The 17,895-nt window shown below is 70.7% G+C and carries 13 protein-coding genes; 5 read left to right on the forward strand and 8 right to left on the reverse strand.

What is annotated here, in order from left to right; all coding sequences use genetic code 11:
• Positions 1-246: 246 nt before the first annotated feature.
• Together FM069_RS21195 and rep are read right to left on the reverse strand one after the other, a co-directional pair.
• The gene (locus FM069_RS21195; protein WP_143490402.1) at positions 247-819 is read right to left on the reverse strand and encodes a xanthine phosphoribosyltransferase; all 573 of its coding nucleotides are present in this window, start codon (positions 817-819) and stop codon (positions 247-249) included.
• A 426-nt stretch (positions 820-1,245) separates the two neighbouring features.
• Positions 1,246-3,255, reverse strand: coding sequence for a DNA helicase Rep (gene rep / locus FM069_RS21200; RefSeq protein ID WP_143490403.1), 2,010 nt, complete (start codon positions 3,253-3,255; stop codon positions 1,246-1,248).
• A gap of 272 nt (positions 3,256-3,527) precedes the next feature.
• Between rep and FM069_RS21205 the strand changes: the two genes are divergently transcribed.
• Positions 3,528-5,192, forward strand: a complete 1,665-nt coding sequence (locus FM069_RS21205) for a putative bifunctional diguanylate cyclase/phosphodiesterase (protein WP_143490404.1) — start codon at positions 3,528-3,530, stop codon at positions 5,190-5,192.
• Positions 5,193-5,199: 7 nt separating this feature from the next.
• On the opposite strand, the gene FM069_RS21210 is transcribed toward FM069_RS21205, so the two are convergent.
• Together FM069_RS21210 and FM069_RS21215 are read right to left on the reverse strand one after the other, a co-directional pair.
• Positions 5,200-6,585 (reverse strand): NorM family multidrug efflux MATE transporter, encoded by a 1,386-nt coding sequence (locus FM069_RS21210; RefSeq protein ID WP_143490405.1) that lies wholly within the window; start codon positions 6,583-6,585, stop codon positions 5,200-5,202.
• Between the two features lie 26 nt (positions 6,586-6,611).
• Positions 6,612-7,934, reverse strand: a complete 1,323-nt coding sequence (locus FM069_RS21215; protein ID WP_143490406.1) for an NAD(P)/FAD-dependent oxidoreductase — start codon at positions 7,932-7,934, stop codon at positions 6,612-6,614.
• A 100-nt stretch (positions 7,935-8,034) separates the two neighbouring features.
• Between FM069_RS21215 and FM069_RS21220 the strand changes: the two genes are divergently transcribed.
• Positions 8,035-8,955, forward strand: a complete 921-nt coding sequence (locus FM069_RS21220) for a LysR substrate-binding domain-containing protein (RefSeq protein ID WP_143490407.1) — start codon at positions 8,035-8,037, stop codon at positions 8,953-8,955.
• Between the two features lie 44 nt (positions 8,956-8,999).
• Here FM069_RS21220 and FM069_RS21225 read toward each other — a convergent pair whose 3' ends face one another.
• On the reverse strand, positions 9,000-9,455 hold the full coding sequence (locus tag FM069_RS21225) for a hypothetical protein (RefSeq protein ID WP_143490408.1): 456 nt from the start codon (positions 9,453-9,455) through the stop codon (positions 9,000-9,002).
• 257 nt (positions 9,456-9,712) lie between these two features.
• Here FM069_RS21225 and FM069_RS21230 point away from each other — a divergent pair, with 257 nt between their 5' ends.
• Together FM069_RS21230 and FM069_RS21235 are read left to right on the forward strand one after the other, a co-directional pair.
• Positions 9,713-10,957 (forward strand): 3-hydroxyacyl-CoA dehydrogenase, encoded by a 1,245-nt coding sequence (locus FM069_RS21230; RefSeq protein ID WP_143490409.1) that lies wholly within the window; start codon positions 9,713-9,715, stop codon positions 10,955-10,957.
• 58 nt (positions 10,958-11,015) lie between these two features.
• Entirely contained in the window at positions 11,016-11,450 is a 435-nt protein-coding gene (locus FM069_RS21235; RefSeq protein ID WP_143490410.1) for an acyl-CoA thioesterase, read from the forward strand.
• A gap of 390 nt (positions 11,451-11,840) precedes the next feature.
• On the opposite strand, the gene FM069_RS21240 is transcribed toward FM069_RS21235, so the two are convergent.
• Positions 11,841-13,349 carry an MFS transporter gene (locus FM069_RS21240; RefSeq protein ID WP_143490411.1) on the reverse strand — a complete coding sequence of 503 codons (1,509 nt, stop codon included), beginning with the start codon at positions 13,347-13,349 and terminating at the stop codon, positions 11,841-11,843.
• 216 nt (positions 13,350-13,565) lie between these two features.
• On the opposite strand from FM069_RS21240, the gene FM069_RS21245 reads away from it, so the two are divergent.
• Entirely contained in the window at positions 13,566-14,774 is a 1,209-nt protein-coding gene (locus FM069_RS21245) for a maltoporin (protein WP_143490412.1), read from the forward strand.
• Between the two features lie 7 nt (positions 14,775-14,781).
• Here FM069_RS21245 and FM069_RS21250 read toward each other — a convergent pair whose 3' ends face one another.
• Positions 14,782-17,103: an FdhF/YdeP family oxidoreductase gene (locus FM069_RS21250; protein ID WP_143490413.1), complete on the reverse strand. Its 2,322-nt coding sequence runs from the start codon at positions 17,101-17,103 to the stop codon at positions 14,782-14,784.
• Positions 17,100-17,867 (reverse strand): formate dehydrogenase accessory sulfurtransferase FdhD, encoded by a 768-nt coding sequence (fdhD, locus tag FM069_RS21255; protein ID WP_233282098.1) that lies wholly within the window; start codon positions 17,865-17,867, stop codon positions 17,100-17,102. Before fdhD ends, FM069_RS21250 begins: the two co-directional genes overlap by 4 nt.
• Positions 17,868-17,895 lie beyond the last annotated feature (28 nt).

Here is a 17,895-nt window from a genome sequence, read left to right on the forward strand (position 1 = left end):
GTGTCGGAGGAGTGTGGGGCGGGGGCTGGACGGGGGATGGGTGGAGCGTCATCCACCCTAGGGGGGCGTGGTACAAGGTGGCGGCGTGTAGGGTGGATGACGCCTTCTTCATCCACCATGCGGCGACGCATTGGCTGCGATGAACCGCGGAGTCGCTCGGGCATAAACCGCGGCCCCACCGAGGGGGAGGATGGCATGCCGCCTTGTCCCCGCCCTACCGCCCCGGCTGCGCAAACCCGACCGCTCTCAATCGAGGAAGGTCACCTGGCCATCGGCGAGGGATTTCACCCGGGCCAGGGATTCGACGCGGTAGCCTTCGCCTTCCAGCAGGGTGCGGCCGTCCTGGAAGGATTTCTCGATGACGATGCCGAGGCCGGCGATGCTGGAGCCGGCCTGGCCGATCAGGTCGATCAGTGCCTTGGCGGCGTGGCCGTTGGCGAGGAAGTCGTCCACCACCAGCACGTGGTCGTCGGCGCTCAAGTGCTTGGCGGAGATGGCGATGGTGCTCTCGGTCTGCTTGGTGAAGGAGAACACCTTGGAGATCAGCAGGTCGTTCTTCAGGGTCAGGGACTGGAACTTGCGGGCGAAGATCACCGGCACGCCCAGCTCCAGGCCGGCCATCACCGCCGGGGCGATGCCCGAGGCCTCGATGGTGACGATCTTGGTGACGCCGTCGCCGCGGTAGCGCTCGGCGAAGGCGTGGCCGATTTCCTTCATCAGCCGCGGGTCGATCTGGTGGTTGAGGAAGGCGTCGACCTTGAGCACCTGATCGGAAAGGACGATGCCTTCTTTGCGAATCTTGTCTTTGAGAATGTCCACGGGATGGCTTCCTGGCGGAACGGCGGCCGCTGATGAAAGCGCGCGATTCTACTCCGCCCGAGGGGCCCTGCGCGATGGCTCGCTGACATCCGACCCCCCGCATCGCGGCCTGGGCGCGGCCCCCCCGGGGCGTCGCCGGGCCAGGGCCCCGACGACAGCACGGCCGCCCCTTCCCATCGGCCCGTCTCGTCAGCGGCCCCCGGCCAGGCACCCGCCCCGTGCTGATCCGAAACGTCGCCGAGCGACACGCAGGCGAAGCGACTACCCGCAAGGACGTGATGGTGGCGTGCGGCAAGCGAGTGCGCCGAGCCGATCTGTTCGCCTGGCCACGCCCAGGCGTATGTCAGGCACGACCTGGCGTGGAATGAGGCCGAGGCGAGCGATTCCCAACCCGCTCGCCCGGCGCTACAGCGGCCCCCGACACGCTCAGCGCTTGAGCATCGAGCGCATGGCCGCCAGGGCGTCGTTGCCGCGGGCGGCCTTCACTTCCACCGGTGCGTCTTCCTGGCCTTCCCAGACCAGGTCCTCAGGCGGCAGCTCGTCGAGGAAGCGGCTCGGCGAGCACTCGATGATCTCGCCGTACTGTTTGCGCTTGGCGGCGAAGGTCATGGTCAGGTTGCGCTTGGCCCGGGTAATGCCGACGTAGGCCAGGCGACGTTCTTCCTCGATGGTGTCGGCCTCGATGCTGGAGCGGTGGGGCAGGATTTCCTCCTCCACGCCGAGGATGTACACCGAGGGGAATTCCAGGCCCTTGGAGGCGTGCAGGGTCATCATCTGCACCCCTTCGGCGCCTTCCTCTTCCTCCTGCTGGCGCTCCAGCATGTCCCGCAGGACCAGCTTGCCGATGGCCTCCTCGATGGTCATGCCGCCGTCCTCGTCCTTCTCCAGGGTGTTCTTCAGGGCGTCGACGAGGAACCAGACGTTGCTCATGCGCGCCTCGGCGACCTTGTCGCTGGAGGCGTTCTGCCGCAGCCACTGCTCGTAGTCGATGTCCATCACCATGCCGCGCAGGGCGGCGATGGGGTCGTCCTGGGCGCACTGCTGGCGCAGCCGGTCCATGTAGCGCTTGAAGCGCGACAGGCGCTCGGTGAAGCGGCTGTCCAGGTGCTCGCCGAGGCCGATCTCGTCGCTGGCGGCGTACATGCTGATCTTGCGCGCGGTGGCGTAGTTGCCGAGCTTCTCCAGGGTGGTGGAGCCGATCTCGCGGCGCGGCACGTTGATCACCCGCAGGAAGGCGTTGTCGTCGTCCGGGTTGACCAGCAGGCGGAAGTAGCTCATCAGGTCCTTCACCTCCTGACGGGCGAAGAAGCTGGTGCCGCCGGACAGGCGATAGGGGATCTGGTGGTGCTGCAGCTTCAGCTCCATCAGCTTGGCCTGGTAGTTGCCCCGGTAGAGGATGGCGAAGTCGCTGTAGGACCGCTGGGTGCGCAGGTGCTCGGTGAGGATCTCCAGGGCCACCCGCTCGCACTCGGCGTCCTCGTTGCGGGTGCGGATCACCCGGATCTCGTCGCCGTGGCCCATCTCGCTCCATAGCTGCTTCTCGAAGACGTGGGGGTTGTTGGCGATCAGCACGTTGGCGCAGCGCAGGATGCGGCTGGTGGAGCGGTAGTTCTGCTCCAGCATTACCACCTTCAGGGACGGGTAGTCCTCCTTGAGCTGCATTAGGTTTTCCGGCCGCGCGCCGCGCCAGGCGTAGATCGACTGGTCGTCGTCGCCCACCACGGTGAACTGGTTGCGCATGCCCACCAGCAGCTTCACCAGCAGGTACTGGCTGGCGTTGGTGTCCTGGTACTCGTCCACCAGCAGGTAGCGGATGCGGTTCTGCCACTTCTCCAGCACGTCCGGGTGCTCCTGGAAGAGCTTCACCGGCAGCAGGATCAGGTCGTCGAAGTCCACCGCGTTGTAGGCCCGCAGGGTGCGCTGGTAGTGCAGGTAGACCACCGCGGCGGTCTGCTCCCGCGGCGTGCGCGCGGTGGCCAGGGCATCCTCGGGCAGCACCAGGTCGTTCTTCCAGGCGCCGATGCAGGCCTTGATCTCGTCGGCACCGTCGTCCCCGGCGTACTCCTTCTGCATGATGTCGGTGAGCAGCGCCTTGATGTCGCCCTCGTCGAAGATCGAGAAGCCCGGCTTGTAGCCCAGCCGGGCGTGCTCCTTGCGGATGATGTTCAGGCCCAGGTTGTGGAAGGTGGAGACGGTCAGGCCCTTGCCCTCGCTGCCGCGCAGCAGGGTGCCGACGCGCTCCTTCATCTCCCGCGCGGCCTTGTTGGTGAAGGTCATGGCGACGATGTGCTGGGCGCGGATGCCGCACTGCTGGACCAGGTAGGCGATCTTGCGGGTGATCACGCTGGTCTTGCCGGAGCCGGCGCCGGCGAGCACCAGCAGGGGACCGCCGACGTAGTGCACGGCTTCCTGCTGCCGGGGGTTGAGTCGGGACATGGGACCAGGCCAGGCGAAAACGGAAGGGCCGGCAGTTTACCAGCGGCCGCCGATCCCCCGTAACCGTCGGCGAGCGCACATCGTCGGTCATCGGCGGTTGCCGGGCGCGGCGCTTTCCCGCAGAGTGCGCACCACTCGAACGAATGCACAGAAGACGCCGCCCACGGCGCGATGGCATCGACCGACACCCGAGGCGCGACTGCGTGCGTATCGACGGTGACCGGGTGGGCGGCGGGCCCACCCCTTGAGTGAAGAAGACCGGGGAGGGTCGTGTGTCAGCGCTCGTTGAACCCTTGCGCGTCGTCCTGCTGGCCGCCGAGCCGGCCTGGGAAGATGCGCTGCGCGGCTGTCTGGCGGAACTGGGCCAGGCGGTCTCATTGATTACTGCGCCGTCGTGGCCGGCGGCCGAGGCCGCGCTGCGCGGCGAGGGGCCGGCCCTGCTGCTGGCCGCGCCGGACTGCCAGCCGGAACCGGCCCGCTGTCCGTGGCCCACCGTGCTGCTGCTGGACGCCGAGCCGGCCGAGGCGCCGCCCGGCGCCTGGGACTGGCTGGTACGCGGCGCCCTCGGCGTCGACACCCTGCGCCGCTGCCTGCGCTACGCCCGCGAGCGCGGCCGCCTGCACGGCGCGCTGCAGCGGCTCACCGAGCAGGACCCTCTCACCGGCATCGCCAACCGCCAGGGCTTCCAGACCCTGCTGGCGGCGCGCCTGGTGGAGTGCGACGGCGCCGGCCTGGCCCTCGGCCACCTGGACCTGGACAACTTCCGCCACGTCAACGACGCCCTCGGCTACCACGCCGGCGACAGCCTGATCCTGCAGGTGGTGGGCCGGTTGAGGGCGCAACTGGAGGCCGGCGACCAGCTGGCCCGGCTGGGTGGCGACGAGTTCGCCCTGCTGCTGGACGTGCGCCACGATCCCGCGCGGGCCGCCCAGGTGGCGGCGCGCCTCACCGAGGCCCTGGCCGAGCCGTACCGGGTGGACGGCGAGAGCCTGCTGCTGGGCTGCAGCCTGGGCATCGCCCGCGCCGAGCCGGGCTGCGGCGCCGACCCGCTGATGTGGCACGCCCACATCGCCATGCGCCAGGCCAAGGGCACCCCCGGGTGCAGCTATCACCTGTTCGACCCCCGGCTGAACCGCGGCGCCCGCCTGCACGCCGACCTGGAGGGCGAGCTGCGCCGCGCCCTGCGCCGCGACCAGTTGGAACTGCACTACCAGCCGCGGCTGTGCCTGCGCAGCGGGCGGGTGGTGGGCCTGGAGGCGCTGGTGCGCTGGCGCCACGCCGAGCGCGGTCTGCTGACCCCGGCGGGGTTCATTCCCCTGGCCGAGGAAAGCGGGTTGATCGTGCCCCTCGGCTACTGGGTGATCTCCCGCGCCCTGCGCGACATGCAGGTGCTGCGTGCCCGTGGCCTGGCACCGCTGCACATGGCGGTGAACCTGTCGTTCCGGCAGTTCCAGGACAGCCAGCTGCTGCCGACCCTGAGCCGGCTGATCGAGGAACACCAGGTGGATGCCCGCTGGCTGGAGTTCGAGCTCACCGAGACCGCGGTGATGCGCCGCAGCGACCAGGTGCTACGCACCATGCAGGCCCTGGAGGAACTGGGGGCGCGCTTCTCCCTGGACGACTTCGGCACCGGTTTCTCTTCCTTCGTCCACCTCAACAGCCTGCCCATCACCCTGTTGAAGATCGACAAGAGCTTCGTCGCCGGCCTCGACAGCCGCCCGGGCAGCCGCCGGCTGGTGCGGGCGATGATCGACCTGGCCCACAGCCTGGGCCTGGAGGCGGTGGCCGAGGGGGTGGAGACCGCCGGGCAGCTGCATGACCTGAAGGACGCCGGCTGCGACCAGGTGCAGGGCTACTGGATCAGCCGGGCGCTGCCCCTGGACGACCTGATGGGGTTCCTCGCCGCCCCCTCGACCCTGCGCTTCGCCGACGCCTGAGCCGGCCTCAGCCCGGCTGCGGCAGCGTCCCGGCCGGGGCGCCGCGCAGCAGCCGCGCCACCTTCCACTCGAAGCCGATCCCCAGGCCCAGGGCGGCGCACGCCAGCCCCGCCGCCAGGCCCCACCACACGCCTTCCGCGCCCCAGCCCAGGGGCAGCGCCAGCAACCAGGCGGCGGGCGCGCCCACCAGCCAGTAGCAGGCGAGCCCCACCAGGAAGGTGGTGCGGGCGTCCTTGAGGCCGCGGATCGCGCCCATGGCGATGGTCTGCAGGCCGTCGCACAGCTCGAACAGCGCGGCGATCGCCAGCAGCCGCACCGCCAGCGCCACCACCTCGCGGTACTGCGGGTCGTCGAGGTCGAGGAACAGCCCCACCACCCAGGTGGGCGCCAGCCAGAACAGCGCGGCGAACCCCAGCATGCAGGTGGCGCCCAGGGCCATGCCCATGCGCCCGACCCGGCGCGCCAGGTCCAGGCGGCCGGCGCCGTAGTGCTGGCCGATGCGGAAGGTCACCGCGTAGGAAATCCCCACCGGCACCATGAACGCCACGTACACCGACTGCAGGGCGATCTGGTGCGCCGCCAGCTGCAGGCTGCCCAGGGCGCCCATGCACAGGGCGGCGAAGGTGAACAGGCCGGACTCCACCGCGTAGGTGCCGCCGATGGGCAGGCCCAGGCGCCACAGCTCCCGCAGCGCCTCCCGGGACGGCCGGAAGAACCCCTGCCGCAGCGGATAGGCGGCATAACCCGGATGACGCCACACGTGGCGCCCCAGCAGCAGGCCCATGGCGCTCATCACCACGGCGGTAACCAGGCCGATGCCCGCCAGACCCAGGTGCACGCCGAACCAGCCCTTGATCAGCGCGTAGTTGAGCGCCACGTTGCCCAGGGCGCCGCCGATGCTGATGGCCATCACCGGGCCGGGCCGGCCGATGGCGCTGGTGAAGCCGCGCAGCACCATGAACGCCAGGAAGCCGGGCAGCGCCAGCACCAGGGTGGAGAGGAAGGCCATGGCGCCGTCCACGTTGGCCGGTGCCTGGCCCACCGCCAGCAGCAACGGGCGCAGGGTCCACAGCAGCAGCCCCGCAGCCACCGCCAGTGCCCCGGCCAGCCACAGCCCGGCCTGCACCAGCCGCGCGGCGCCCACCGGGTCGCCCGCGCCCTGGCGGATCGCCACCAGGTTGCCGGTGGCGCTGACCACGCCGACGCAGAAGAACGACACCAGGGCGTAGGCCGCCGCGCCCAGGCTGCCCCCGGCCAGTTCCGCGGGGCCCAGCAGGCCCATCATCACGGTGTCGGTGAAGACCATCAGCACGTGGGCGAGCTGGGCGGCGATCAGCGGGCCGGCGAGTCGCAGCAGGGCGGCGAATTCGGCGCGCAAGGCAGGCGTTTCCATGAGTTTTACTTATCCAGGCAAGGCGCTCAGAACAGCGAATAGGGTTTGCCGGCGCTGCCGTCGGCGAAGCGCCCCAGGCGGAACGCGGTCAGGTCCAGGGCCGGCGTGCCGCCGGCGATCCAGCGAGCCATCTGCTGGCCGACCAGGGGGCCGAGGGCGAAGCCGTGGCCGCAGAAGCCGGTGGCGACCCATAGCCCCGGTACCGTCGACGGGGCGTCCAGCACCGGGATGCCGTCGGGCAGCACGTCGATCAGGCCGGCCCAGCTCTCCAACACCCGCACCTCCCGCAGCGCCGGGAAGGCCTGGTGCAAGGCATGCTCGGCGGTGCGTACGCGGCTGTCCTGGGGACGCACGTGGGGGTCGCGCTCGCCCAGGGCGGGGTGGTCGTCGCTCAGGCGCTGGCGCAGGTCGTGCAGCCAGCCGCCGGTGAGGCGGAAGCGGAAGCTGCGGTGGTGCTCTCGCAGCAGGGGCAGGTACCAGGCGGCGCCGCGCAGGTAGCCGAGGCTGAGGTCGATGTCGGCCTGGGCCTCGTCGGCCAGGTTGAAGCTGCCGTCGGCGCGCTGGCGGATGCCGATGCCGTGGCCGATGAAGCAGCCGGCGCCGAGGGACGGGCCGGGACTGGTGCGCGACACCGTGCAGCGGATGCTCTGCTGGGGGATGTCCAGGCCCAGGGGCCGCAGCAGGCGCCAGCTGCTGGCGCCGGCGGCGATCAGCAGCCGCGCGGTCTTCACGTAGCCGCGCTCGGTCTGCACGCCGCACACCGCGCCGCCGGCCAGGTCCACGCCGCGCACCCCGCAGCCCTCGGCGAAGCGCACGCCGCCCTCCCGGGCGCGCCAGGCATAGGCCGGCGCCACCCGGCGCGGCTCCGCCTGGCCGTCGCTGGCGGTGTACAGCCCCCCGCGGCGGGGCTCGGCCAGGGACGGCCAGAGGGCGGCCACGTCCCGGGCGGTCAGCAGCCGGGTGTCCAGCCCGTGCTGGGCGGCGACCTGCAGCCAGTCCTGGTAGCGGGCCACCTGCTCGTCGGTCTCGGCGAGGTACAGGCAGCCACCCTGGCGCCATTCCAGCGGCGCCTGCAGCTCCCGCTCCAGGCCCTGCCAGAGGGGGATCGCCGCCTGCATCAGCGGCACCTCCGCCGGGTCGCGGGCCTGCTGGCGGACGAAGCCCCAGGCCCGGGTGGACTGCTGGGAGGCCAGCCCGGCCTTGTCGCAGACCAGCACCGAGAGGCCCTGGCGGCTCAGGTAGTAGGCGCTGGCGCAGCCCATGATCCCGGAACCGGCGATGACCACGTCCACCTGGCCGGGCAGCGGCTCGGCAGTGGCGAGGGCGGGGTGCAGCGGGTAACAGCCCATGGGTGCGCTCCGAATGACGACAAGGCCGTGCAGTATGGGAAACTGCCGGGGCCGCCAACAAAGGGAAAAATGCGATGCCCGGTATGAGTATTTGTCATCCATGAGCCGCCGCCTGCCACCGTTGTATGCGCTGCGCGCCTTCGAGGCGGCGGCGCGTCACGTGTCGTTCACCCGCGCGGCGGAGGAACTGGCCATCACCCAGAGCGCGGTGAGCCGGCACATCCGTACCCTGGAGGAATACTTCGGCTGCCGCCTGTTCGAGCGCCGTGGCCGGACCTTGCAGCTCACCGAGCCGGCCAAGCTGCTGCTGCCCGGCCTGAGCGGCAGCTTCGACGCCCTGGAGCGCACCTGCACGGTGCTGCGGGCGGACAACGCCACCTTGCGCCTGAAGGCACCGTCGACCCTGACCATGCGCTGGCTGCTGGCGCGGCTCTCGCGCTTTCGCCTGCAGAACGCCGACATCGAGGTGCAGCTCACCAGCGCCTGGATGGACGTGGACCGGGTGGATTTCGCCCGGGAGCCCTTCGACTGCGCGGTGCTGCTCAGCGACGGCGACTTCCCGGCCGGCTGGGAATGCCACGAACTGTTCGCCGAGTGGCTGATCCCGGTGTGCGCGCCGGAAGCCGCCGCGGAGGGGCCCTGGACCCTGGCACGCCTGCGGGAGGCGGAACTGGTGCACCCGACCCCGGATCGCCGTGACTGGCGGCGTTGGTTGCAGGCCATGGGCCTGGAGCACGAGGTACCCCTCAAGGGCGGGCAGGTGTTCGATACGCTGGAGCTGGGCATGGTGGCGGCCGCCCGGGGCTACGGCGTGTCCATCGGCGACCTGGTGATGATCGCCGAGGACGTGGCCCAGGGGCGCCTGGGGTTGCCCTGGCCGAGCGCCGTGAGCAGCGCATGCAGCTACTACCTGGTGTGGCCGCGTGGCCAGCGCCAACATGGGCGCTGCCAGCGGCTCTGCGATTACCTGAAGGCGGAGGTGCAGGCCATGGGCCTGCCTGCGGTGGAGCGGGTCGGCTGACCCGTGCCGCGACCTGCGGGGGATCCGACGTCAGCGGGAGCCAATCAGATCACCAGGCCGCGGCTCAAGGGCTCCGGGCCGACTTCGGTCTCCTCGTAGGTGGTCACCGCCTCGGCGGCGATACGGGTGGTCACCAGCCCGTTGGTGGTCTCCAGGTTGCTGTCGGCCTGTTGCTGCTGGAGGCTCTGGCGGGCCAGGCTCTCGGTGCTGAAGGGATCTTCCAGCGGGTTTTCCGGCGCCTGGCTGGCCTCGTAAAGCCGCTCGGCGTTTTCCCGCCGCTCCAGCTCCAAGGCTTCCTGGGCCTCTTCCTCTTCCAGGCGTTCTTCTTCCAGCCGCTCCTGTTCCAGGCGGCGCTGGCGGGCCAACTCCAGGTCCTCGTTGCGCTGGCGGGTCTGTTCGACGGCCTGCTGCGCCAGGGTCTGGGTGGCGGTGGTGTTGGCGGTCTGGGTCACGTCGCTCACGCTGTAGGGCGCGGTGACGCCGTTGACGGTCAGAGCCATGGGGTCCTCCCTGCCGATTCGGCATGGATTGTCGGGGCATTGCCCGGCCGCGAGGCCGGGTCTCTCTGTGATCGACCGGCGTCCCGGGCGGGAATTCGCACCGCTGGTCCGGGCAGCGGGTCCAGCTGTAGGAGCCCGACGGCCGGTCGTGACGCATTCACTGCCTGAATGGCGGGCATCAGTGGCCAGCATTTCAAAAACGCCGCGACCTTCACTATGGTGGTGGGCGTCCTTCCCACGTCGGTTACGGAGCTGCCATGAGCGTACGGATTTCCCCCTTCCAGCAGGTCGCCGTGATCGGCGCCGGCACCATGGGCCGCGGCATCGCCATGAGCCTGGCCAACGCCGGCCTCACGGTGCGCTGGCTGGACAAGGACCCCCAGGTGCTGCGCGACGCCCTGCAGGCGGTGACCGAGACCTACGCCCATGGGGTGGGCCAGGGCCGCTTCGACCAGGCCGAGGCGGACGCCCGGCGCGCGCGGATCGAGGGCGTGGCCGACTACCCGGCGCTGCACGACGTGGACCTGGCCATCGAGGCGGTCTACGAGAACCTGCCGCTGAAGCAGCAGATCTTCCGTGAGCTGGACGTTCAGCTGCAGCCCTCGGCGGTGCTGGCCAGCAACACCTCCGCCCTGGACATCGACGCCCTCGCCGCGGTCACCGCGCGGCCGCGCCAGGTGCTGGGCCTGCACTTCTTCAGCCCGGCCCACATCATGAAGCTGCTGGAAATCGTCCGCGGCGCCCAGACCGACGAGGCGGTGCTGGACGCCGCCCGCGCCTTCGGCGAGCGGCTGGGCAAGGTCAGCGTAGTGGCCGGCAACTGCGACGGCTTCATCGGCAACCGCATGCTCCACCCCTACGTGCGCGAGGCGCGGCGCCTGCTGCTGGAGGGCGCCCTGCCCCGGCAGGTGGACCAGGCGCTGCAGGGCTTCGGCTTCGCCATGGGCCCGTTCCGCATGTACGACGTGGTGGGCATCGACCTGGAGTGGCGCGCCCGTGAGCTGGCCGGCCAGGGCCAGGATGCGCCGGAGGTGCAGGTGGACAACCGCCTCTGCGAGCGCGGGCGCTTCGGCCAGAAGAGCCGGGCCGGCTACTACCGCTACGCCGAGGGCAGCCGCCAGGCCGAGCCCGATCCCGAGGTGGAGGCCCTGGTCCAGGCCGAATCCGAGCGCCTGGGCTACGCCCGCCGGACGATCGACGCCGAGGAAATCCTCGAGCGCTGCCTGCTGGCACTGGTGAACGAAGGGGCGAAGATCCTCGAGGAAGGCATCGCCGCCAGCAGCGCCGACATCGACCTGGTGTACCTCAACGGCTATGGCTTCCCGGCCGACAAGGGTGGCCCCATGGCCTGGGCCGATGGCGTCGGCCTGGCGCGCATACGCGACCGCCTGCACGCCCTGGCGGCGCGCCTCGGCGGCCACTGGCGGCCGGCGGCGCTGATCGAACGGCTGGCGGACCTGGAGCGCGGGTTCGCCGACTTCCACCGGGACGCCGACGCCTGAGGCGCCCGCCTCGGCGCCCCCGTCCTTTTCCCGTACCGGCCTACTCGAGAGCCTTGCGATGACCGCACCGCACCCGCTGCGCGACGACTACCGGCATTTCCAGCCCCTGGACACGCGCTGGCACGACAACGACCTGTATGGCCACGTCAACAACGTCGTCTACTACGGCTATTTCGACAGCGCGGTGAACCGCTACCTGATCGAGCGGGGCGGCCTGGACATCCAGGACGGCGAGGTGGTCGGGTTCGTGGTCAGCTCGGCCTGCGACTACTTCGCCTCGGTGGCCTTCCCCGACCGCCTGGACGTGGGCCTGCGGGTGGGCAAGCTGGGCAACAGCTCGGTGCAATACGAGTTGGCCATCTTCCGCGAGGGCGAAACCGAGGCCTGCGCCGCCGGCCGCTTCGTCCATGTCTTCGTCGAGCGGCGCAGCAACCGCCCGGTCCCGATTCCGCCGCGGTTGCGCGAGGCGTTGCAGGCGCTGGTGATGGCGTGAGGGAACGCCGGTTGCGCTGAGGGTCGTGGATACGCGCGTGGTACTGATTGCCATGGCGCGTTCAGGCTGAGGCCGCTACAGGTTTGCTCAACAGGATGCAGCGATCCGCGGCGAAGTACTGAGGCGTATCGCGCGCCTCCTGCCCACCGAATCGAGAAGGCTCGAGCCCCGCAGGGCAGCGGTGATCGAGTCGATGCAGGGCTCGAGGGCCATGTGAGCGGCTGGGTGAGCCGCCGCTCCACGATATGGCGGGGCCACCGGCCGTGCGCGTTCAGGCGTTCCGGCTCTGCAACCTGAGCACGGTCACCGGAGCCGCCCGCGATCCCACCTCGGCGCCCGCTCGCTGGAAACGGGGCGGTTGGCTCAACCGGTCCCTCACCCGATACCGATTCAGGACGTCGCCAGCGCCCCATGGGGATAGTCGTCGTCCGCCTGGGACAAGGGGCGCGCGACCGATTCCAGGGACTTGCGCTCGGCGGCGACGCCCCAGATGGCCTGCACCACCCCGGCGAGCACCATCAGCGCGGCGCCGATCAGGTAGCCGACGAACACGTAGTCCCGCTGGTGGCTCTCGATCAGTGCGCCGAACAGCAGCGGGCCGACGATGCCACCCAGGCCGGTGCCGAAGGCGTAGAACACGGCGATGGCCAGGGCGCGGATCTCCAGGGGGAAGGTCTCGCTCACCGTCAGGTAGGCGGAGCTGGCGGCAGCCGAGGCGAAGAAGAAGATCACCATCCAGGCGATGGTCTGGGTCGTGGCGTCCAGCAGGCCCTGCTGGAACAGGTAGCCGCTGAGGGTGAGCAGCACGCCGGAGAGGATGTAGGTGGAACTGATCATCACCTTGCGGCCGATCACGTCGAACAGGTGCCCCAGCAGCAGCGGGCCGCAGAAATTGCCCAGGGCGAAGGGCAGCACGTACCAGCCCACATGGCTCGACGGCACGTCGTAGAAGTCCGCCAGCACCAGGGCGTAGGTGAAGAAGATCGCGTTGTAGAAGAACGCCTGGGCGGTGAGCAGCGTCAGGCCCACCAGGGCGCGCTGGCGGTGCACCACGAACAGGCTGTGGAAGATCTCTCCCAAGGGCGTGTGGTCGCGGGCGTGCAGGCGCAGGGGCGGCGTGCCGTGCAGCGGTTCCAGCGTGTGGCCTTCCTCGCAAAAGCGCGCCTCGATGGCCTCGACGATGCGCTGCGCCTCGTCCGGCTGGCCATGGATCAGCAGCCAGCGCGGGCTTTCCGGCACCCACAGGCGCATCAGCAGGATCAGCAGGCCCAGCACTGCGCCGATGCCAAAGCACAGCCGCCAGCCCAGGTCGCCACCCACCCAGTCCGGGTCCAGCAGCACGATGGAGCCGGCCGCGCCCAGGGCGGCGCCGACCCAGAAGGTGCCATTGATACCCAGGTCGACCCGGCCGCGGAAGCGCGCCGGGGTGAATTCCTGGATGGTGGAATTGATCGCCGTGTACTCGCCGCCGATGCCGGCACCGGTGAGGAAGCGGAACAGGATGAAGGTGGCCGGGTTCCAGGCGAAGGCGGTGGCCGCGGTGGCACCGACGTAGAGGAACAGGGTGATGAAGAACAGCTTGCGCCGCCCCAGGCGGTCGGTCAGCCAGCCGAAGTACAGGGCGCCGAGTACCGCGCCGGCGATGTAGGCGCCGCCGGCCAAGCCGATCTGGGCGGTGCTCAGGTGCAGGCTGGGGCTGTCCCGCAGGGCGCCGGCCACCGACCCGGCCAGGGTGACTTCCAGTCCGTCCAGCAGCCAGGTGATGCCGAGGGCCATCACCAGCAGCGTATGGAAGCGGCCCCAGGGCAGGCGATCGAGGCGTGCCGGCAGGTCGGTGGTGAAGGTGCCGGTGCGGTTCGCGCCGGCCTCGTCGGTGGCGGGCAGTGCGGTGGAAGTCATGCGCTCGTCCTTGTGGTCATGGCCCCGGGGCGGCGTCGCCGGGCGTGGTCCGCGGGCGTGGCGGCCCCTTGCGGGTATGGAGTCCGCCGCCGCCGGCAGAGTTCAGCCCAGGCCGCCCCACCATGCTGGGTTCGCGCCCGGCGGTCCGCACTCCCGGGGCGGTGCCTGGTCTGAGCGGGACGCGTCCACGGAACGACGCCGGCGAAGGGAATCGAGATGAACGGATATCGAGGGAGAACGGCTGCCCTGGCGGTCGCCGGGCTGTTGCTGGCGCCTGCCTGCGGCGCCTGGGAATTCAAGGGCTATGGCCGGGCCGGCCTGGGAGGCGCGGAGGGCGGCGGTCGCCAGGGCTGCTTCCAGCTGCCCGGTGCGCCAGCCAAGTACCGCCTCGGCAACGAGTGCGAGGACTACTGGGAGCTGCAGTTGTCGGACGACCTCTACCGGGGCGCCGATGGCACCGTGCTGAAGCTGGAAGGCATGGCCAGCCTCACCCACTTCTATGATCGCTCGCCGTCCTTCGACGGCGACAACGGCCGCGCGCGACTGCCGCAGCTGTGGGCCGCACTGCAACCGCCGCTGCTGGGGGGCGGCTCGGTGTGGGCCGGGCGTCGCTACTACAAGCGCCACGACGTGCACCTCAACGACTTCTACTACTGGAACCCCAGCGGCACCGGCTTCGGCCTGGAGGACCTGCCCCTGGGGCGCTACGCCCTCAGCTACGCCTTCCTGCGGGAGGACACCGTCGAGCAGCCGGACAAGGCCAACCGCCACGACCTGCACCTGGCCGGTCTGGCGCCGAACCCCGGCGGCACGGTGGAGCTGGGCCTGAGCTACGTGCAGAAGGCCGGCCAGGTGCGCGGCGCCCACAGCGGCTGGTCGTTCACCGCCGAGCACGTGCAGCACGGTTTCCTCGGCGGCGAGAACCGCCTGGTGGCGCAGTACGGCCAGGGCCCCGGCATCGGCCTGGGGCAGACCGGCGAGCTCACCGATGACCGGCACGTCAGCCGCCTGCGGTTGCTGGACACGGTCATCTGGCAGGTCACCGAACGCGTCGGCGGGCAGGTCCTGGCGCTAGTGCAGCGGGACCGCGAGGCCGAAGGCCGGGCGACCTGGCGCTCCGTCGGGGTGCGCCCGGCCTACGCCGTCAGCGAGCATTTCAAGCTGGTGGTGGAACTGGGCCACGACAGCCTCGAACCGGCGCGGGGCGCTACCCGCCGGTTGGACAAGCTCACCCTGGCACCGACCCTGAGCGCCGGCCCGGCGTTCATGACCCGCCCGGAACTGCGCCTCTACTACACCTACGCGCGCTGGAACCGCGCCGCCCAGCAGGCGGCGGACCCCGGCGGGACCCTTTCCGACAGCGGCGTGTTCGGCGCCAGCCGCCATGGCTCGAACGTCGGCGTGCAGCTGGAGACCTGGTGGTGAGCCGGCCTCAGTGGATGCGGCCGTCGTCCCGGGCCGGCTCCAGGCGGATGGCGATGAACTTCGAGGTGGGGGTGAAGCTGCCGGTGCCGTAGCTGTCCAGGGGCACCAGGGGGTTGGCCTCCGGGTAGTAGGCGGCGGCCTGGCCGGCGGGGATGTCGTAGTCCAGCAGGGTGAATCCCTGCACACGGCGCTCGATGGCATCGTCCCAGAGGGACACGATGTCCACCTTCTGCCCCGGCCGGAAGCCCATACGCTGGATGTCCGCGGCGTTGGCGAAGAGCACCTCGCGCTGGCCGCGCACGCCGCGGTAGCGGTCGTCGAGGCCATACACGGTGGTGTTGTACTGGTCGTGGGAGCGCAGGGTCTGCAGGATCAGGTCCGGCCGGCGGCCGGTGTTGCGTACCCGCTCCGGCAGCAGCTCGGCCAGCAGTGGGTTGGCCTTGAAGGTGGCGCGCCCGCTCGGGGTGTTCCAGCGTCGCTCGCCAGCGGCGTTGCCCAGGTAGAAGCCGCCGGGGTGGCGCACCCGCCGGTTGAAGTCGGCGAAGCCCGGCAAGGTGTCGGCGATCAGCTCGCGGATGCGGTCGTAGTCCGCCACCAGTGCCTGCCAGTCTACCGGATGATCCCCCAGCACCGCCCGGGCGATGCCGGCGACGATGGCCGGTTCCGAGCGCATCTCCCCGGACAGCGGTTCCAGCTGGCCGTAGGACGCGTGGATCATGCTGAAGGAATCCTCCACCGTCACCGCCTGGGGGCCGCCGGCCTGGCGGTCGATGTCGGTGCGCCCCAGGCATGGCAGGATCAGCGCATCGCGGCCCACGGTCAGGTGGCTGCGGTTGAGCTTGGTGCTGATCTGCACGGTCAGCGCGCAGCGCCGCAGGGCCTCGTGGGTGCGTGGGCTGTCCGGGGTTGCCTGGGCGAAGTTGCCGCCCAGGCCGATGAACACCCGGGCGCGGCCTTCGCGCATCGCCTCGATGGCCTCCACCGTGTTGTGCCCCGGCGCGCGCGGCACCAAGAAGCGGAAGCGCCGCTCCAGGGCGTCCAGCAGCGTCGCCGGCGGGCGATCGTTGATGCCCATGGTGCGGTCGCCCTGCACGTTGCTGTGGCCGCGCACCGGACAGAGGCCGGCGCCGGGTCGGCCGATCTGCCCGCGCAACAGCTGCAGGTTGACGATCTCCTGGATGGTCGCCACCGAATGCAGGTGCTGGGTGATGCCCATGGCCCAGCAGACGATCACCCGCTCGGCCTGGCGATACGTCCGGGCGGCCTGCTCGATTTCCGCGAGGCTCAGCCCGGACTGCCGCTCCAGGCTCGCCCAGTCGGTGGCGTCCAGTTGCGCCAGGTAGGCGTCCAGGCCGTCGGTGTGGGCGGCCAGGAAGGCGTGGTCGAACACTGCTGGCTCGCCAGTGGCCGCGGCTTCCCGCTCCCACTGCAGGAGGAACTTGGTGATGCCGCGCAGGGCCGCCATGTCGCCACCCAGGGCCGGGCGGAAGAAGCCGGTGTTCAGCGGTTCGGAACCGTTGGTGAGCATCTCCAGGGGGTGCTGCGGGTGCTGAAAGCGCTCCAGGCCGCGCTCCTTGAGGGGGTTGAAGCAGACCACCTGGGCGCCGCGCTTCACCGCCTCGCGCAGCGGCTCCAGCATGCGCGGGTGGTTGGTGCCGGGGTTCTGGCCGAGGATGAAGATGGCGTCGGCGCGGGCGAAGTCGGCGAAGGTCACCGTGCCCTTGCCGACCCCGATGCTCTGGCCCATGGCAACGCCGCTGGCCTCGTGGCACATGTTCGAGCAGTCGGGGAAGTTGTTGGTGCCGTAGGCGCGGACGAACAACTGATAGAGGAACGCCGCTTCGTTGCTGGCGCGCCCGGAGGTGTAGAACTCCGCCTGGTCCGGCGACGGCAGCGCCTTGAGGTGCTCGGCGATCAGGGCGAACGCGGCGTCCCAGGCGATGGGCCGGTAGCGGTCGCTCTCGGCGTCGTAGCGCAGCGGCTCGGTGAGCCGGCCCTGGTACTCCAGCCAGTAGTCGCTCTGCTCGCGCAGCTGGCTGACGCTGTGGCGGGCGAAAAACGCGGCATCCACCCGGCGCTGGGTGGCCTCCCAGTTGACCGCCTTGGCGCCGTTCTCGCAGAACTTGATCCGGCCGTCCTCGGGGGAATCGCCCCAGGCGCAGCCGGGACAGTCGAAACCGCCGTTCTGGTTGGTCTTGAGCAGGGCGCGCAGGTTCTTGAACGGCTGCTTACTGTCCAGCCAGAAGTGCGCCACGCTGCGCAGCGCGCCCCAGCCGGCGGCGGGGCCCTTGTAGGGGGTGTAGCGGGGGTCGGGTCGTTGCAGGCTCATGGATGGCGGTCTTCGCGGGCGGGCGCCGGGCTGTAGACCCGCGGCGCGCTGTGATGGGGGAGGTGGATCAGGTTCAGGCCGTGGCGGCGCGCCCAGTCGACGCTGAGGGCGGTGGGCGCGGACAGGCTGACCAGGGTGCCGAGGCCGGCGCGCAGCGCCTTGTGGATCAGCTCCAGGCTGCAGCGGCTGGTGACCACGGCGAACCCGTCGCGTGCTGCCAGGCGTTGCCGGGCGAGGGCGCCGACCAGCTTGTCCAGGGCGTTGTGGCGGCCGATGTCCTCGCGACACAGGCGCAGGGCGCCGGTGCCGTCGACGTACAGCGCCGCGTGCACCGCGCCGCTGTGGCGGGCCAGGCGCTGGGCCTCGGCGATGCGCGGGCGCAGGTCGGCCAGGTGCGCGGCCGGCGGCAGCGGCACGGCGGGCTGCACCGGCAGCGGCGGCAGTGCCTGGTCCAGGGCCTCCACCCCGCACAGCCCGCACCCGCTGGTGCCGGCCAGTTGGCGGCGCTGCTGCTTGAGCGCCCAGAAGGCACGGCTGGCGATCTCGATCTCCGCCTGGCGCGCCTCGCCAGCACCGCCGAGGCGGATGTCGTAGAGGTCATCCGCGGAGGCCACCAATCCGCTGCTCAGGCTGAAGCCGACGACGAAGTCCTCCAGATCCTCCGGCGTAACCATCATCACTGCATGGGCCAGGCCGTTGTAGGAAAGGGCCAGGGCGCACTCCTCGGCCAGCGCCGCCTCGCCAGCGCCGCCCGGCCCTCCCAGCTCCCCATAGGCGTGGCCGGCGGAGGGC

Origin of the sequence: Pseudomonas mangiferae (assembly GCF_007109405.1) — a bacterium.
In the GTDB taxonomy this organism is placed as follows: Bacteria; Pseudomonadota; Gammaproteobacteria; order Pseudomonadales; family Pseudomonadaceae; genus Pseudomonas_T; species Pseudomonas_T mangiferae.

Coding starts and splice junctions, on each gene's coding strand:
- FM069_RS21250 (WP_143490413.1), bottom strand. CDS start 17,103: ATGAGCCTGCAACGACCCGACCCCCGCTACACCCCCTACAAGGGCCCC.
- FM069_RS21245 (WP_143490412.1), top strand. CDS start 13,566: ATGAACGGATATCGAGGGAGAACGGCTGCCCTGGCGGTCGCCGGGCTG.
- FM069_RS21225 (WP_143490408.1), bottom strand. CDS start 9,455: ATGGCTCTGACCGTCAACGGCGTCACCGCGCCCTACAGCGTGAGCGAC.
- FM069_RS21240 (WP_143490411.1), bottom strand. CDS start 13,349: ATGACTTCCACCGCACTGCCCGCCACCGACGAGGCCGGCGCGAACCGC.
- FM069_RS21220 (WP_143490407.1), top strand. CDS start 8,035: ATGAGCCGCCGCCTGCCACCGTTGTATGCGCTGCGCGCCTTCGAGGCG.
- FM069_RS21215 (WP_143490406.1), bottom strand. CDS start 7,934: ATGGGCTGTTACCCGCTGCACCCCGCCCTCGCCACTGCCGAGCCGCTG.
- FM069_RS21230 (WP_143490409.1), top strand. CDS start 9,713: ATGAGCGTACGGATTTCCCCCTTCCAGCAGGTCGCCGTGATCGGCGCC.
- rep (WP_143490403.1), bottom strand. CDS start 3,255: ATGTCCCGACTCAACCCCCGGCAGCAGGAAGCCGTGCACTACGTCGGC.
- FM069_RS21235 (WP_143490410.1), top strand. CDS start 11,016: ATGACCGCACCGCACCCGCTGCGCGACGACTACCGGCATTTCCAGCCC.
- FM069_RS21210 (WP_143490405.1), bottom strand. CDS start 6,585: ATGGAAACGCCTGCCTTGCGCGCCGAATTCGCCGCCCTGCTGCGACTC.